At 72.1% G+C, this 16,504-nt stretch carries 13 protein-coding genes; 6 read left to right on the top strand and 7 right to left on the bottom strand.

The genetic code is table 11. From position 1 onward, the window contains the following. Positions 1-59 precede the first annotated feature (59 nt). The 3 genes from AB0C75_RS32440 to AB0C75_RS32430 are packed head-to-tail and all read left to right on the top strand — an operon-like array spanning position 60 to position 1,967. Positions 60-1,022, top strand: a complete 963-nt coding sequence (locus AB0C75_RS32440; protein WP_362895545.1) for an iron-containing redox enzyme family protein — start codon at positions 60-62, stop codon at positions 1,020-1,022. 50 nt (positions 1,023-1,072) lie between these two features. Next, complete coding sequence (locus AB0C75_RS32435; RefSeq protein WP_362895543.1) at positions 1,073-1,756, top strand: HemK2/MTQ2 family protein methyltransferase; 684 nt, start codon at positions 1,073-1,075, stop codon at positions 1,754-1,756. Beyond that, complete coding sequence (locus AB0C75_RS32430; RefSeq protein WP_362895541.1) at positions 1,740-1,967, top strand: CDGSH iron-sulfur domain-containing protein; 228 nt, start codon at positions 1,740-1,742, stop codon at positions 1,965-1,967. The genes AB0C75_RS32435 and AB0C75_RS32430 overlap by 17 nt, the downstream gene beginning before the upstream one ends. A gap of 5 nt (positions 1,968-1,972) precedes the next feature. Here AB0C75_RS32430 and AB0C75_RS32425 read toward each other — a convergent pair whose 3' ends face one another. Further along, positions 1,973-3,211 carry an aromatic acid exporter family protein gene (locus tag AB0C75_RS32425; RefSeq protein WP_362895539.1) on the bottom strand — a complete coding sequence of 413 codons (1,239 nt, stop codon included), beginning with the start codon at positions 3,209-3,211 and terminating at the stop codon, positions 1,973-1,975. A gap of 139 nt (positions 3,212-3,350) precedes the next feature. Between AB0C75_RS32425 and AB0C75_RS32420 the strand changes: the two genes are divergently transcribed. Together AB0C75_RS32420 and AB0C75_RS32415 are read left to right on the top strand one after the other, a co-directional pair. Next, positions 3,351-3,533 carry a DUF6480 family protein gene (locus AB0C75_RS32420; RefSeq protein ID WP_362895537.1) on the top strand — a complete coding sequence of 61 codons (183 nt, stop codon included), beginning with the start codon at positions 3,351-3,353 and terminating at the stop codon, positions 3,531-3,533. Next, a complete protein-coding gene (locus AB0C75_RS32415; protein WP_362895535.1) occupies positions 3,530-4,144 on the top strand; it encodes an endonuclease in 615 nt (204 codons plus the stop codon). Before AB0C75_RS32420 ends, AB0C75_RS32415 begins: the two co-directional genes overlap by 4 nt. A gap of 6 nt (positions 4,145-4,150) precedes the next feature. Here AB0C75_RS32415 and AB0C75_RS32410 read toward each other — a convergent pair whose 3' ends face one another. Next, entirely contained in the window at positions 4,151-4,900 is a 750-nt protein-coding gene (locus AB0C75_RS32410) for a hypothetical protein (protein ID WP_362895533.1), read from the bottom strand. A 159-nt stretch (positions 4,901-5,059) separates the two neighbouring features. Next, positions 5,060-5,254 (bottom strand): hypothetical protein, encoded by a 195-nt coding sequence (locus tag AB0C75_RS32405; protein WP_362895531.1) that lies wholly within the window; start codon positions 5,252-5,254, stop codon positions 5,060-5,062. A gap of 428 nt (positions 5,255-5,682) precedes the next feature. Here AB0C75_RS32405 and AB0C75_RS32400 point away from each other — a divergent pair, with 428 nt between their 5' ends. Further along, positions 5,683-6,588 (top strand): LuxR C-terminal-related transcriptional regulator, encoded by a 906-nt coding sequence (locus AB0C75_RS32400; protein ID WP_362895529.1) that lies wholly within the window; start codon positions 5,683-5,685, stop codon positions 6,586-6,588. Here AB0C75_RS32400 and AB0C75_RS32395 read toward each other — a convergent pair. The 4 genes from AB0C75_RS32395 to AB0C75_RS32380 form a co-directional block, all read right to left on the bottom strand. Further along, on the bottom strand, positions 6,568-7,803 hold the full coding sequence (locus tag AB0C75_RS32395; protein WP_362895527.1) for a cytochrome P450: 1,236 nt from the start codon (positions 7,801-7,803) through the stop codon (positions 6,568-6,570). The two genes, AB0C75_RS32400 and AB0C75_RS32395, sit on opposite strands and share 21 nt — an antisense overlap. A gap of 12 nt (positions 7,804-7,815) precedes the next feature. Further along, positions 7,816-8,025 (bottom strand): MbtH family protein, encoded by a 210-nt coding sequence (locus tag AB0C75_RS32390; protein WP_362895526.1) that lies wholly within the window; start codon positions 8,023-8,025, stop codon positions 7,816-7,818. Between the two features lie 66 nt (positions 8,026-8,091). Beyond that, positions 8,092-11,997: an amino acid adenylation domain-containing protein gene (locus AB0C75_RS32385; RefSeq protein WP_362895524.1), complete on the bottom strand. Its 3,906-nt coding sequence runs from the start codon at positions 11,995-11,997 to the stop codon at positions 8,092-8,094. Further along, entirely contained in the window at positions 11,994-16,487 is a 4,494-nt protein-coding gene (locus AB0C75_RS32380) for an amino acid adenylation domain-containing protein (protein ID WP_362895522.1), read from the bottom strand. The genes AB0C75_RS32385 and AB0C75_RS32380 overlap by 4 nt, the downstream gene beginning before the upstream one ends. Between the last annotated feature and the right edge of the window lie 17 nt (positions 16,488-16,504).

Here is a 16,504-nt window from a genome sequence, read left to right as displayed (position 1 = left end):
GTACAGTCGATCACGGTCGTCCGTGTGACTCCCGGGCATACCGGGGCAGGAGGGAAGCCATGCCACCTCACCGCGCAGAGCCATCCCTTCCCCGACCGCGTGGAGTGCTGTCCGCTGCGGTGACCGATTTCCTGCGCGACGGCGGCCCTCTGCCGGCCCCTGACACCGCCCGCGCCGCCCAGCCGTACGGCGACGACCTTCAGCTCGCCCTGTACGTCTGCTACGAGCTGCACTACCGCGGCTTCAGCGGTGTGAGCCCGGCGCTGGAGTGGGACCCTCCGCTGCTCGCGGTGCGTGCCGCGATGGAGGACCGTTTCCTGACGGCTCTGCGGCGCGACGCACCGGTGACGGCGAGCCTGGAGGAGGTCCTGGACGGCCTCCTGGTCGAACCGGTGCGCGGGTCCGGCGTCCCGTGGTTCCTGCAGAGCCGGGGCGAGCTGCGCCATCTGCGCGCGTACGCCAAGCAGCGTTCGCTGTACCACCTCAAGGAGGCCGACCCGCATGCCTGGGTGCTGCCCCGGCTCAGCGGGCGGGCGAAGGCGGGCATGGCAGCGATCGAGTACGACGAGTTCGGCGCCGGGCGCGCGGACCGTGTCCACGCCCAGCTCTTCGCCGACCTCATGACCGATCTGGGCCTCGACACCGCGTACGGCCGCTATCTGGACGAGGGCTGCGCACCCATGCTCGCCCTGGTGAACCTGATGTCTCTGTTCGGACTGCACCGTCGGCTGCGCGGAGCGCTGGTGGGTCACTTCGCGGCTGTCGAGATCACCTCGTCGCCCGCGTCGCGACGCCTCGCCGACGCCATGAAACGCACCGGCGCCGGCCCCGCGGCGGAGTTCTTCTACACCGAGCACGTCGAGGCGGACGCGGTGCACGAGCAGGTGGTGCGACGCGACGTGATCGGCGGTCTGCTCGACGACGAACCCGCACTGGCGGCCGACGTCGCGTTCGGTATCACCGCCACCTCCTGTCTGGAGGACCGGCTCGGGGACCGGTTGCTGGCGGACTGGCAGGCCTGAACCTCGTACTGATCCGCACGCCCCAGGTGAAGTCCCGAAGGGAGCCGCAGATGTCCGCAGACACGGCCGAGGACGCCCGCACCGCCCGCTTGATGACCCTCCCAGGGGTGTACGCGCCCCAGCACGACACCCGCCTGCTCATGGCGGCGCTGGACCGGGAGGGCATCGGCCCGGGCACCGAAGTCCTGGATGTCGGTACGGGCAGCGGCGCCCTCGCCCTGCACGCGGCGCGGCTGGGAGCACGGGTGACGGCCGTGGATGTCGCGTGGCGTGCGCTGATGACCGCCCGGCTGAACGCACTGCTGCACCGTCGGCGCATCACCGTGCAGCGCAGCGATCTCCTCTCCGAACTGCGGGGCCGCTCCTACGACCTGGTGATCTGCAACCCGCCCTACGTGCCCTCACCCCTGGGCCGGCTCCCCGGACACGGTGCGGCGCGGGCCTGGGAGGCAGGGCGCGACGGCCGTGCGGTCCTGGACAGGATCTGTGAGACCGTCCCGGCGGCGCTACGTCCCGGAGGACGGCTGCTCCTGGTCCACTCCGGCCTGTGCGACAGCGATGCGACCCTGAGGCGTCTGTCCGACGCCGGGCTGCGGGCCGATGTCAGTGACCGCGCTCTGGTGCCCCTCGGGCCCGTGCTGCGCTCCAGGCTCCGGTGGCTCCGGGAGACGGGGATGGTGGACGTGGGCGAGACGACGGAGGAACTGGTGGTCATCCGTGCCGGACAGGAGTGAACGCCCGTGCCGGATCGCCCTGGGCGACGAGGGGCCGCTTCTGGTCGAGGGACCGGTGGAGGTCACCTGCGCGGACGGCAGCGTGGCTGTCTCCGACCGGTTCGTCGTGGCCCTGTGCATGTGCCGGCGCAGCCGGATGTACCCGTGGTGCGACACCAGCCACCGGCGCCGTACGCGGCCCGGTGGGGAGGCCCGCCGCTCGGCGGACTGACACGCTCACTTGCCGGCACGCCGCCACGTCGGCTTCGCCCCGCGCAGCCGACGGGACATCTCCCGCAGCCTCGGGTGGCGTTCGTGGGCCTGTGCGGAACGCCGGTCCAGCTCCTCGGCCAGACGCTCGGTGCGTTTGCCGGTGTCGAGTTCGTCGAGGATGCGGTCGACCTCCGCGAGCAGCGAACCGTGCAGCTGCCACTGTCTGGGGTGTTCCTGGACGTCCTCGAGCAGCAGGTTCGCCACACGGTCGCGCGTCGTACGGCTCCGGGCGAGTGCGTCGGCCAGGCGTTCCTCGGCCTCCTCGCCACTCTCGGCCATCGGCGTCGTGATCATCAGGGCGAACCCCTCGATGGCGTCGGACATCTGCCCGAAGAGTTCCCTGAGGTCCATGGCCACGTCCTCGGGGAAGAGCGCTTCCTCCGTGCGCGCCTTGGCGAGGTCGGTCAGCGTACGGGTGAGGACACGGAGCACCACGGCGCAGATCTCCAGGGTGTCCAGCCCGGTCCGCAGGACCACACGGTAGAGCAGCCCCTCCTTGACGCGGGGGTTGAGCATGAGGCTCTCCTCGGCCTGCCTCAGGGATGCGTCGACCTGCACGATGTCGTGGTCCAGACGGCGGGCTTCGTGCAGACGCGCCGCTGCCTCCCCGACGGAGTGGTTGCCGCCGACCTCGTCTCCCAAGGCCCGGAACATCTTCCCCATCCGCTCCCCCAGACCGCCGATGGAGGCGCCCGCCGACTCGACCCAGACGGGCGGTGCGAGCAGGAGGTTGAAGAGCAGGCCGACCCCGGCGCCGATCAGCGTCTCCAGCACACGCTCCCAGGCGGTGGCGGCGACCTGGGAGACGCCGAGGACCAGCATCGCGCTGATCGCCACCTCCGGCACGAATTCGTTGACCCTGACCAGTCGTCCGATCAGCAGGGAGGTGAAGATCGTCAGTCCGAGGCTCCACCAGCTCAGACCCACCAGGGAGCTGAATCCGCTGGCGATGAGGACCCCGACGACAACGGCGTTCACACGCCGGATGCCGGTGGTGAGCGTGGCGTAGAGCGTCACCTGCACCACGAGCAGAGCGGTGAGCGGGGCGGTGAGGGGCGCGGGATGCGGGGCGGGCAGGACAGCCTGGGCCACGGCGAAGGCGATGACGGCAGCCGCTGTCGACCGCAGTGTCTGGGCCGCGGCCGGCTCGGCGGTGCGCTGGACGAGTTTGACGACGGGCTCGGGCGTGGAAACTGCAGGCATTTCTAGACGGTGCCCCGTTCCTCGGTCCCCCAGCGCTTCGGGGACCGGTCCGACTCCGTACGGACGTACCGCGTGCCGCCACCGGCACCCCGACGCGACCGCCCTCGCGGACCTGGCCGTGCGGAGGGAAGGTGGAGACATGGCTATCTCACTCACGCCCCCCGGGGAGACGCCTCCGGCCGAGGGCTGCATAAGCGAAGCACACGTCGAGCGCCCGGACGGGGGGATCTGGGAGCACCCCGCCCTCTGGGCCGCCCTGGTGCTGCTGGGCTCAGTCGTCGTCGCGGGGTACTTCATCGCGCGGATCTTCGGATTCACGTGAGCACCCGGCGGACTCTGGACACACTGCTGGGGCGGCACGGCACCACCTACGCGGCCGAGGCGGGCATCCGACTGCGCGATACCCCTCAGCCCCTGTACCAGCTGCTCGTCCTGAGCGATCTGCTGAGCGCGCGGATCCGGGCGGAGGTCGCGGTCGCCTCGGCGCGGGCACTCTTCGCGCACCGGTTGCGCACCCCGCGCCGTATGGCCGACGCCACGTGGCAGGAGCGGGTCGACGCGCTGGGCGAGGGCGGCTATCGCCGGTACGACGAACGGACCGCGACCCAGCTGGGGGACGGCGCCCTGCTGCTGCTCCACGCGTACGGCGGTGATCTGCGGCGGCTTCGCAGGGAGGCCGACGGCGACATGGACACGCTGCGCGCGGGGCTGCGCCGCTTTCCCGGCATAGGTCCCGCGGGCGCCGACATCTTCCTGCGCGAGGTGCAGACGGTGTGGCCCGAGGTATCGCCCTACCTGGACGCGAAGGCGCTGCAGGGAGCGGAGCGGCTCGGCCTGCCCACCGCACCGGACGAACTCATCCGGCTGGCGAAGGGCCAGGACCCGGCCGTACTCGCCGCGGCACTGGTGCGGGGAGCGCTGGACAAGTCCTGAGCCGGGTCAGCCTGTCGGACGCCGCTTGCCGGGTTTGGTGGAGCGGCCCTCCAGCAGCCCGCGCCTGATCTGCGCGGCGGTGGCCCGGGCGTGTTCCGTGGTGGCCGTCCGGTCGGCCACCGATGTGACGAAACGGTGGGTGGGCCGCAGGCACTGGGTGCACGGTGTGTCGGTGGTGATCAGGTAGCCGTCCTCGCACTGGGGATTCGCGCAGGGGCCGGGGCCGACGAGCGCCTCGGCGATCTCCTGCGGTGCCCAGCGGCGGCGGCCGTCCTCGTCCTTCTCGTGCAGGGCGTGGGACCAGCGGACGTTCCACCGGCGTTCGAGCCGCTCCAGAAGCTGGTCGGGGGTGCGCCGGCCCAGCTCCTGGTGGATCAGGTCGTGCACCGTACGGGGGTGACGGTGAGCGAGTGCCTGGACGAGCGGTTGCGGGAGGGCCTGGAGGATGTAGCTGACCGGATCGCCGGCCGCGCGCTCACGCCACTTACGGCAGGGGCAGGGGCCCTCGGCGGGCAGCGCCCGCTGGCACCGGCCGCACCGGCCACGGCACTCGGCACAGAGCCCGTCGTCGAGCCCGTCCAGATGGGGTGCGGGCGCCCGGCCGCAGTCGCGGCAGCATGCGGCGCAGGGGCCGCAGAGTCGTTCGTCGCCGAGCTTCGTCGTCCACTGCCGCTGCTGGCAGCGGCAGCACAGGGCGTTGTTGCAGTACTCGTGGTGGGCGGCGCCCGAGTGCCGTCCGGGGGGCGGGAAAGACAATGCGTTCTCCAGGTGCGCGGCGAGGACCGGTCAGGTCCGAGCCATGTCGACGAAGCGCGCGCAGGGGCCTTCCGACGAAGGTATCGCCCCGGTCGGGTCCCGCGCGGTGCTGTGCCGCGATCAGACCGACATTCTCCCGCACCCGGACGGTGCGTGTGGTCAGGGCCTCAGGCCGCTGACCACGTTCGCGGTGGCGGTGATCCCTTCGTGGATGGTGGGAGCCATACGCGTACTCGCGAGGAGGAATCCCAGCAGGGCACAGACGATCGCGTGCGAGATCTTGAGTCCGCCGTTACGCAGGAAGATCACTGCGAGAATCAGCAGAAGCAGCACCACTGAGATCGAAATAGCCATGGCCAACCTCCTCCGCCGCGCCGAATTGCGGCATTCGGCCGCCAGTGTGGCGCAACGGAGGGACCGTTCGGCACACCGGCGTGTCCGCCGAACGGGTGTTGACGCTCGGTGACGGGACTCGGTGGGCTGCCACGACGATCACCGTGGCCGGCGGGCGCCTCCCCTGTGAGGGTTGTGGCGTGTTTTGGCCTACCTGAAACGCCGGTGCACACCGGATATGGATTATCGCATTCCGTATGAACAGAGCATCTTCCCGGGTCAGCGGCTACCTGTGAAGATGACGAGACTCCCACAGAGTGGCTCAAAAGCAACCACGAGGAACCGATTTATCGTATCATCACATTGCAATAAATAGACCGAGCGACAGCTGGAGAGAACAAGCACGATAAAGAAACAAAAAGCGATACGGGGGAATTTTGAGTACGCCGGTGAGCGGCCTTTCGCAAGAAAAGCCGTACATACACGAGACCGTCCCCAACACTACCGACGACCACGTCAGAGCCGCTCTGGCCCAGGCACAGACGCTCATCCAGTCCGCGCTGAGGGCCCATGACAGCGGCGAGGGAGCCTTTCCGGGCCCGGTCGAGTCACTGCGCACCGAGGACGCGTTCCGCGCCGCGATGAGCCACTGGCAGTCCCAGCCCCGGCGTACACCCCCGGAGCTCTCCTACGTCGACGTCAACTCCCTCTACTCGTGCAGCTACGGCGGCGCATGGCCGATGCAGGAGTGGCTGCTGGAGCGGGGAGCTCCCTTGCGTGTGCTGACCGCGGCTCCCGGCGAGACCTGCCGCATCGGCTGCATGGAGCGCGTGCTGCACAGCAGTGCACAGGTGCGGGTGTCCATGCATCCGCTGCCCGGCTTCGCCGTGCTGAACCGCACCGTGGCGATCCTGCCCGCCGTCCACCGGGACCCCGCACACTCGGTGCTGGTCAGGGAACCACACACGGTCAACTCCCTGAGCGTGCTGTTCGACGCGGTGTTCAGCAGGGCCACCGACTGGTCCATCGCCATGCGGTTCGCCTCCCCGGACGGCGACGAGGAGGACGAGGTGCTGCTGCAGGTCCTGCACCTCATGGGCACCGGCCGCACCGACGAGGTGACCGCCCGCGAACTGGGCATGTCCGTACGCACGTTCAGGCGCCATGTCTCGGAGGTCATGCAGCGTCTCGGCGCCTCGTCCCGGTTCCAGGCCGGTCTGCGCGCCGCCGAGCTCGGACTGACGACCGGAGCCTCTTCCGTCCCTGAGGAGCCACCGCCCGGGCGCGGCCGGACGGCGGCCCTCGGGGTGTCCGGCCGGCCGGGGCACTCCTCCTCAGCGGGTCCGCGGTCGTAGCCGCACCGGCAGGGACTCGAAGCCCCGGACAAGACTGGAAGCTGCCCTGACCGGCGCGCCCGCCGGCTCGGGCAGCTCCACGCGGGACACCAGCTCCTCGAAGAACAGCGTGAGTTCGGAGAGGGCCAGGGAGGCACCCAGGCAGTAGTGCTCGCCCGGGGCGAGCGCCACATGCCGGTTGGAGGCCCGCAGCGCGTCGAAGTGGTCGGGGCGGGGAAAGACCGTGGGATCGCGGTTTGCGGCGGGCAGCCACACCGCGACCCGGTCCCCCGCCCGCACCGGATGCCCCGCCAGTTCCGTGTCCCGGGCTGCGGTGCGCAGGACGTGCATGGCCGGGCTGGTGAACCGGAGGATCTCCTGCGCCGTCGTCTCCATCGGATGGCCGGCACGGCGGGCGACCTCCCACTCCTCGGGGTGCCGCATCAGGGCGAGCAGTCCGCCGACCGTGGCGTGCCGGGTCGTCTCGTTCCCGCCGGAGACAAGTCCGTCACAGTTGAGGTAGATCTCCTCGTCGGTCAGCGGCCGCCCGTCGACCGTTCCCTGGACCAGCGCGGTGACGACGTCATCCGCGGGTTCACGGCGCCGCCGTTCGGCGAGTTCGGCGTAGTACAGCAGGATGTCCGTGTGGGCTCGGGCCGCCGCGGCACGGTCGGCGGATCCGGACCCCGCATGGCCGAACGCCGTCATGGTGCGGTCCAGCATGAAGGACCGGTCGGCGGGCGGCACTCCGAGCAGATCGCAGATCACCGTCACCGGCAGCCGGGCCGCGACGTCCACGAAGTCGCAGTCGCCGCGCTCCAGCGCCTCCGCGATGACCTCCCTCGCGGTCGCCCGAACGGTGTGGCGCAACCGGTCGACCATGCGCGGGGTGAAGGCCGCGTTCATGACGTGCCGCAGCCGGGCGTGCCGAGGCGGATCGGTGACGATGAGCATGCGCTGCGACGCGGCCTCGGTGGCCCCCGGCGAGTCGTCCAGCCGCATGCCCCGCCCGGAGACGAAGATCTCCGGCCTGCGCAGCACTTCGAGAGCCTCGCGGTGTCCGAGTACCGCCCAGAACGGCTCCTTGTCCGTACGCTCGTTGCGGTACACGGGCGACCGCTCTCGCAGCCGCGCCCACAGGGTTTCCGGGTCGCCGTCCCGGTACAACGACGGGTCGGCCAGGTCGGGGCCGCCGCCGGTGTCCGGCCCGGTACCGGGCTGTTCCAGAAGGGTCATGGCGGGGCCCGATCAGCCTTCGCCGGCGCGGAGCAGGCTCGCGGGCCGCATGTCGGTCCAGTGCTCCTCGATGTGGTCGAGGCACTCCTGCCGGTCCGCCTCCCCGTGCACCGTCGTCCAGCCGTCGGGGACCGCGGCGAACGCGGGCCACAGGGAGTACTGGCCTTCGTCGTTGCGCAGTACCAGGAAGCGGGCGTCGTTGTCCTCGAAGGGATTACTCATGGTGCTGCTCCTTGGGTGAAGAGGGAACACGGGTCTGAGGCCAGGGGCGCCGCGAGCCGGGGGGCGTCACCCGGCGGCGTCCAGCCTGGCCCGCACGATCGGGCCGAGCTGTGAGAGTTCGTCGGGCCGGGTCATCCGGCCGTGGGTGGTGGCGATGTCATGGCTCTCGATCCATCCGGTGACGTGCGGCCGCCAGGCCCCCGCTTCGGGCAGACCCTCAGGCCGGCCCAGGGTGGCCCGGAAGTGCAGCAGGTCGCCGTCGTAGGGGGTGGGCTCATGGGCGCGGGCGGCACGGGCGCCGGCGGACAGCACGTCGGCGATGGCCGCCAGGTGGTCGTCGGTGAAATCGGCGAGGCCTGCGGCGCGGAGCATCCGGGCGGCACGGGCCGGGTCGAGCGGTCCTTCGGCGCGGTCGGGCGGCTCGACGCCGAAGTACTCGGCGAACAGGTGGCGCAGCACCTCGCCACGGTCCGCCGGCTCATCGGCCGGCAGCGCCTCGGGCGGATAGGAGTCGAGCATGGCCAACAGCCCGACCTGGTGGCCGGCCCCCCGCAGCCGGGCCGCGACGGCCTGGGCGAGCTGCCCGCCGAAGGACCAGCCGAGCAGGTGGTACGGGCCGGTGGGCCGGACGTCAAGGATGCGGGCGCAGTAGTCGTCGGCCATCCGCTCGACGCCGTCGTGGATGTGCTCGGGTTCGCTCAGGCCGCGCGCCTGGATGCCGTAGACCGGCCGGTCGGGCGGTAGATGGCGGAGCAGGCCCGTGTAGCACCAGCTGAATCCGCCGGCGGGGTGCAGGCAGAACAGCGGGGGCCTGGTGCCGGTGGAGCGCAGTGGCAGTAGTACGGACCATGCGTCGCGCCCCTCGCCGCCGCCGAGCCGAGTGGCGAGCCCGGCCGGGGTGGGCGCCTCGAACAGGGTGCGCAGGCCGAGCTCCGCACCGAGCACGGAGCGGACCCGGGCGGCGAGTCTGGTGGCCAGCAGGGAGTGTCCGCCGAGCGCGAAGAAGTCGTCCTGCGAGCCCACCCGGGGCAGTTCGAGCACTTCCGCGAACAGTTCACACAGCACCTGCTCGTCGGGGCCGGAGGGGGGCGCCGTCCGCGCCGCCGCCGGGTCGGGCGCGGGCAGAGCGCGCCTGTTGACCTTTCCGTTCGGGGTGCGCGGCAGGGCGTCCACGACGACCAGGGCTCCCGGCACCATGGCCGCGGGCAGCCGGGCGGCGGCGTGGCGGCGCAACGCGACCGGGTCGAGGGGGGCGCCGCCGCGTCCCGCAACGACGTAGCCGACGAGGGCTCGTGCGGCGCCGGGCAGGTCCCGGGCGGCAACCGCGGCCTCGGTGACTCCCGGGTGGGCGGCGAGTACGGCCTCGACCTCTCCGGGCTCGACGCGCACCCCGCGCACCTTCAGCTGGTCATCGGCGCGCCCCAGGAAAGCGAGGCTCCCGTCGGGCCGCCACATCACCAGGTCGCCGGTGCGGTACATCCGCGCGCCGGGTTGGCCGAAGGGGTCGGCGACGAAGCGTTCGGCGGTGGCCGCCGCCCGGCCCAGGTAGCCGCGCCCCACTCCGGCACCGCCGTAGTAGAGCTCGCCGGGTGTGCCCGGGGACACCGGGCGCAGGGCTGAGTCGAGGACGAGGGCGCGGGTGTTCCACAGCGGGCGGCCGATGGACTGGTCATGCACGGTGCAACGGGCGTACAGACTCTCGCTGCTGACCTCGGTGCAGCCGCAGAAGTTGATCAGGCGGGCGTCGGGGCAGCTGCGGGCAAGGCGGGCGGGCAGCCCGGGCGGCATGGGCTCGCCGCTGCTGAGCACCAGCCGCAGCGAGGTCAGCCGCCCCGCACCGGCCTCCTCCTCGTGCAGCAGTGCCTGGAGCAGGCTCGGCACGGCGGTCAGCACACGGGTGCCGCTCTTGCCGACCAGGTCGGCGAGCGCGGCCGGGTCCTTGGCGGTGACGGCGTCGGCGAGGACGACACGGCCGCCGTGCACGAGGGTCTGCAGGATCTCCACGGTTCCGTCGATGAAACTGATCGAACTCTTCGCGCACACCGGGTCGTTCGCGTCGAACGAGTACAACTCGGCGAACCAGGCCAGGCGGTTGACCAGGCCGCGCTGCGTGCCGATCACGCCCTTGGGGCGGCCGGTGGAGCCGGAGGTGTAGACGACGTTCACGGCGGTCTGTCCGGTGACCGCTACGTTCACCGGCGCGGCGGAGTACTCGGAGAGGCGGTCCTGGAGGCCGGGTCCGTCGAGCACGGTCCAGTCGCCGGCGGGCAGTCGGCCGACGGCGGCGCCGTCCGTGAGCAGCAGGGCGGGCCTGGCGTCGTCGAGCATGCCGGTGATCCGCTCGGCCGGGTAGTCCGGATCCACGGGCAGGTAGGCGGCGCCGGTGCGGACGATGGCGAGCAGGGCGACGACGAGCGGGACGGAGCGGTCGGCGGCGAGCGCCACGATCCGCTCGGGGCCCGCGCCCCGCTCGATCAGGTACCGGGCCAACCGCGTCGCCCGAACGTCGAGTTCGGCGTACGTCAGCTCCTCGTCGCCGAGGACGAGAGCCACGTCGTCCGGGCGGCGGCGGAAGGAGTCGTCGAGGAGGCCGGCGAGGGTGGTGTCCGGCACCGCGCGGACGGTGTCGTTCCAGTCGGCGAGCACCTGCCTCAGGCGCGTGGTCGGCAGCGGTTCGACGCGGCCCGTGGCTTGTTCCGGGTCGACGGAGAAGGCGGTGAGAACCGCGCGCAGCCCGGCCATGATCTCTTCTGCCCGCTCGTCGTCGATCACGTCGGGGCGATGGTCGAGCCTCAGATGCAGCTGGGCACCGGGGACGACGGCCAGCATGAGCGGGTAGTGGGTGGCGTCGTGGCCCGCGATACCGGTGACGGTCAGCTGCCGTGCGGTGAGGGCGGCGGATCCTGTGGGGTAGTTCTCGAAGACGACGATGGTGTCGAAGAGCTCGGCGACCCCGGCGGCCTTCTGGATGTCGGCGAGCGGCAGATGGTGGTGCGCGCTCGTCGCCAGATGGCGGTCCCGGACCTGGACCGCCACCGAGGTGAGGGGGCCGGCGGCAGGCGTATGGACCCGGGTGGGCACCGTGTTGATGAACAGCCCCACCATGCTGTCGACGCCGGGCAGTTCGGGTGGCCGTCCGGAGACCACGGTGCCGAAGACGATGTCGTCACGGCCGGTGAGCCGGCCCAGCAGCACCGCCCAGGCAGCCTGCACCAGGTTGCTCAGGGTCAGCCCCCGCGCACGGGCGAGGTCGGTGAGCTTCCGGGTGAGGTGCTCGTCGAGGTCGGCTGTACGGCGTTTCGGGACCTGCGGCGCGGACGCGACGCCGGGCGGGGCGAGCAGGGTGGGCTCGTCGACCCCGGCGAGTTCGGTGCGCCAGGCCTCGCGGGCGGCCACTCCGTCCTGCCGGGCCACCCAGGCCAGATAGTCGCGGTAGGGCGGGACGGGCGGTAGGTCGGGCGGCGTACCGCCGGAGTCGTGGAGCGCGAAGAGTTCGCGCACCAACACAGGCGTGGACCAGCCGTCCAACAGAATGTGATGGGCCGTCAGTACGAAATGGTGATGTTCCGGCCCCAGCCGGAGCAGGGCGGTGCGCAGCAGCGGTGGGGTCGCGAGGTCGAAGCGTCGGGCGCGGTCGTCGGCGAGGAAGCCGTCGGTGCGTGCCGTCCGCTCCGGCTCCGCCAGACCACTCAGGTCGACCAGCTGCCAGGGAAGTTCGACCGCACGCGGCACGACCTGGACCGGCCTGTCGAGGCCCTCGGTCCAGAACGCCGCACCCAGATGGGGGTGGCGCACCAGCAGTGCCTCGGCGGACCGCCGCAGCGCGGCGGCGTCGAGCGGTCCGGTGAGATCGAGGACGAGCTGGGTGACGTAGACGTCCGTCCCGTCCGGGTTGTAGTGACTGTGGAAGAACAGGCCTTCCTGGAGCGGGGAGAGCGGCAGGATGTCGCTCAGTCCGGACCGGTCGTTCACCGCGGGGACCTCCAAGCTGCTTCGATTCGGTCGAGCTGGTCCTGGCTGAGGCCGACCAGAGGAACGTCGGACGGTGTGCGCCCGGCGTCGGCCGTGTCGTGCCGGGCGAGCGCGCCGAGTGCCGCCAGCCAGGTGCCGGCGAGCGTCGTCACGTCCTCCTCGTCGAGCAGCGCGCCCGGCCAGGTCCACCCGGCGCGCAGGACCGGCCCCTCGGGGCGGTCCTCGGCGACAACGTTCAGGGCGAGGGTGTGCACCACGGGCAGGTCCGGGTCGGCTCCTCCGCCGAAGGCGCCCGGGGCGGGGTCCACCGTCCAGTCGGCGGCCGGGCCGCCGGAGGGCAGCCTGCCCAGGTAGTTGAAGCCGACGCGCGGCTCGGCCAGGCCGGCGAACCGGGGCGCGGTGCGCGGATTGAGGTGGCGCAGCAGACCGTGACCGATACGGTCGCCGGGGGCGGACCGCACCTGCTCCTTGATCCACTTCACGGCGTCACCGAGAGCGGGGCCGCCACGCAGGGCCTCGTCCAGATCGATGTGCGCCAGGTCGAGCCGGACCGGGTGCGCGCTGGTGAACCAGCCGACCGTGCGTGAGGTGTCCGTGCCCTGCAGGTCCGCCCTGCCATGCCCCTCCAGCTCGACGAGCAGCCCGCCGGCCGGTGCGCCACGGTCGCGGCGCCATCGGGCCACGGCCAGTGCCAGTGCGGTGAGGAGCAGTTCGTCCGGGCCGCAGTGGAACGCCGTCGCGACGGTGGTGAGCAGCGCCCGGCCGGTGCCCGCGTCGAGGCTGTCGACGCGGCGCCGGATCGTACGGGTGACGTCGCGGCCGGGGACCGGGTCGAGGCCGGGGGCGAGCGGCGCGGGTTCGGCCACCGTGGCCAGCCAGTGGGGCAGTTCGGCGGTGCGGTGAGGGCTGTCGGACTCGGCCATCAGCAGCTCCGACCAGCGCCTGAAGGAGGTGATGACCGGCTGCGGGCGCGGATCGCGGCCCTCGGTGAGGGCCCGGCCCGCCTCGGCCAGGTCCTCCAGCAGGATCCGCCACGAGACGCCGTCGACCGCGAGGTGGTGCACGGCAAGGAACAGTCGGCCCGCCTCCCCGGGCCCGTGGTCGAACCGGACGGCGGCCACCGTGCGGCCTTCGGCGGGGGCGAGCTCACCGACCGTGCGTGCGGACTCAGCGGCGACCGCACGGGCGCGCTCCTGCTCGCCGCGGCCGGAGAGGTCCACACGGCGAAGCAGCTGGGCGGCCCGGACGCTGCCCGCGGGCGGGACGACAAGCCGCCCACCGTCGTCCCGGCGCAGCCGCAGCATGTCGTGGTGATCGAGCAGGGTCTGCAGCACGGCCTCCACCGTGTCCTGCGGTACACCCGCCGGCGTCCGCAGCAGCATCGACTGGTGGAACCCGTCGGTGGGTCCGCCGAGCCCGTGCAGCCATCGCATCACCGGCGTCGGTGTCACCTCTCCGGTGCCGTCGTCCGCCTGTACGGCCGCGCCGGTCTCGGTGGCGACCAGGGCCAGGGCGGCGACGGTACGGTGCCTGAAGACATCCCGCGGCGACAGCGAGAGTCCGGCGGCCCGGGCGCGGCTGCTGACCTGGATGGCGGTGATGCTGTCGCCACCGAGGTCGAAGAAGTCGGCCGCCACACCGGCGTCCGGCATCCCGAGCGCCTCGCGCACGATGGCGCACAGCGTCTCCTCCACCGGGCCTCGGGGCGCCCGCCCGTCGACGGCGCCGGCCGGCTCCGGAGCGGGCAGGGCGGCCCGGTCCAGCTTGCCGTTGGGTGACAGCGGCAGCCGGTCCAGTGTGACGAAGGCGGCCGGGACCATGTAATCGGGCAGCGTCCGCGCGATGAAGGCCCGCAGCCCGGCGCTGTCCGGGCGTTCCCCGTCCCGGGCGGGTACGACGTAACCGACGAGGCGGCTCGTGCGCGCGCCGGAGTGCACGGCGACCGCGGCCTGGGCGACGTCGGGGTGCGCGGCCAGCACGGTCCCGATCTCGTTGAGTTCGATGCGATAGCCGCGGATCTTGACCTGCTCGTCCACCCGGCCGACGAACTCCAGCTGTCCGTCCGGGAGGCGCCTCGCGAGGTCGCCCGTGCGGTACATCCGGCTGCCCCGCTCACCCCAGGGGTCGGCCACGAAGCGTTCCGCGGTGGTGGTGGGCCGGTTGCGGTAGCCGCGGGCCACGCCGGCGCCGCCGAGATACACCTCGGCCACCACGCCGGGCGGTACCGGCCGCAGCCGCCCGTCCAGCAGATGGGCACGCACCCCGCGGATGGGGGTTCCGATGGGCGGGATGCCGCCCCCGGTGAGGGGTTCGGTGACGGTCGCGGAGACGGTGGTCTCGGTGGGGCCGTAGGAGTTGAGCATCCGGCAGCGGGGCGCCCAGTGCTCCACCAGTGCGGGCGGGCAGGCCTCGCCGACGACGAACAGCGTGGTCTCCGGGAGCAGCGCGTCGTCCGGCAGGATCGCCAGCACGGACGGCGGGATGGCCAGATGCGTCACCTTCTGCGAAGTCACCAGCGGGACGAGGTCCTCGGCCGCGTTCCAGGCGCCCGTGGGGTGCATGACCACACATCCGCCGGCCAGCAGGGTGCCGCCGATCTCCCAGAACGCCCCGTCGAAGCTCGGTGAGGCGAACTGCAGCACCCGGCTGCCCGGCCCGACCCCGCCCAGCTCCCCCGCCGAGGCGGCGACCAGGTTGGCGACACCCCGATGCGGTACCTCGACCCCTTTGGGCCGTCCCGTCGAGCCGGAGGTGTAGGTGACGTAGGCGATATGGGCGGGGCGCAGGGGTGCACGGCGCTCGGAGTCGTCCAGGTCGTACGGGGACGCCGAATCCAGGGCCGCACGCGTGTCCTCGGTGTCGAGGTCGAGGACCGGCACCGGGGCTTCGGTGGCCGGCCCCACGAGCAGCACCGGCCGGGCGTCGTCGAGCATGTACGCGATGCGGTCGGGGGGATAGGCCGGATCGAGCGGCAGATAGGCCGCACCCGACTTCAGGACGGCGAGCATCGCCTCGGCGAGCCGGGGCCCACGCGGGATCCGGACCGCCACCACGGCGTCAGGACCGGCCCCGCGCTCGATCAGCACCCGCGCCAGCCGGTTCGCGGACTCGTTCAGCTCCCGGTACGTGCGCTGTTCGCGCCCCGCTGTCACCGCGACCGCGTGCGGCGCCTCCCGGACCCGCTCCTCGAAGAGCGCGGGCCCCGTGGCGCCGGGGGCGGCCGCCGGACGGCCGGCCGTCGCCAGCGCCGCGTACTCCTCCTCGGCGAGGATCTCCAGGTCGCCGAAGGGTACGTCGGGCCGAGCCACCGCCTGACCCAGCAGGCGCAGCAGCCGGGCCGCGAACGCGTCGACGGTCGCCGCGTCGAACAGATCGGTGCTGTACTCGACACTGCCCTGGACGCCCTCTCCCCCCTGGTCGCCCACGACCCGCTCGCTCAGCCCGACCGTGAGGTCGAAGCGTGCGGCCCGTGTGGCGACCGGTTTGGGGCGTACCCGAAGCCCCGGCAGCGCCACGGCGGTGTCGGCGTTGTTGTCCAGCGCCAGCATCACTTGGAACAGCGGGTTGTACGCCATGGACCGCTCGGCGCCGACCGCATCCACCAGCTGCTCGAAGGGCAGGTCCTGATGGGCGTACGCCTCCAGGTCCCCTGACCGGACACGGGCGAGCAGCTCACGGAAGGTCGGATCACCCGAGGTGTCGGTCCGCAACACCAGCGTGTTCACGAAGAACCCGACCAGCTCCTCCAGGCTGTCATCGGTCCGCCCCGCCACCGCGGTACCGAGCGGAATGTCATCGCCCGCACCCAGCCGGGACAGCAGCGCGGCCAGACCGGCCTGCACCACCATGAACAACGTCGCCCCCGACTCCCGCGCGACATCCAGGAGGCCTTGGTGGAGCTCCGGTTCGATGAAGAAGTGCCGCATGTCGCCCCGGTAGCTGGGCTCGGCCGGCCTTGCGCGGTCGGCCGGTAATGCGAGCTGTTCCGGGATGCCTGTCAAGGTCCTTTGCCAGAACGCGAGTTGTTCGCCGGCGAGAGTGCCGGGCTCGTCCTCGTCGCCGAGCAGCTCCCGCTGCCAGAGGGCGTAGTCGGTGTACGTCACCGGCAGACTGGCCCATTCCGGCGCCCGGTCGTCCAGCCGTGCCGCGTAGGCCTCGGTCAGGTCGCGCAGCAAGGGCCGAAGCGACCAGCCGTCCCCGGCGATGTGATGCACCAGCAGCAGCACGGTCCACCGCTCGGGGCCGTGCCTGAAGGCCTCGACACGCAGGGGGAGTTCACGGCTCAGGTCGAAGGGATGGGTCACCGACCCGTCCAGCACGGACTCCGCGTACTCGGGTGCCACGTCCCGCCGCCCGACCCGGACGAGATCCGGTGTCGGTTCGTGGATGACCTGCTGGGGAACACCGTCCCACTCCTGGATCAGAGTGCGCAGAGGCTCATGCCGGGCCACCACATCATTGACAGCCGCCTCCAGCACCACCACATCCAACGGCCCCTCCACCTCCA

Source organism: Streptomyces sp. NPDC048565, assembly GCF_040650935.1.
Taxonomy (GTDB): domain Bacteria; phylum Actinomycetota; class Actinomycetes; order Streptomycetales; family Streptomycetaceae; genus Streptomyces.
Note: the sequence above shows the minus strand (reverse complement) of the source record. Positions and strands in the feature narration are given on the sequence as shown.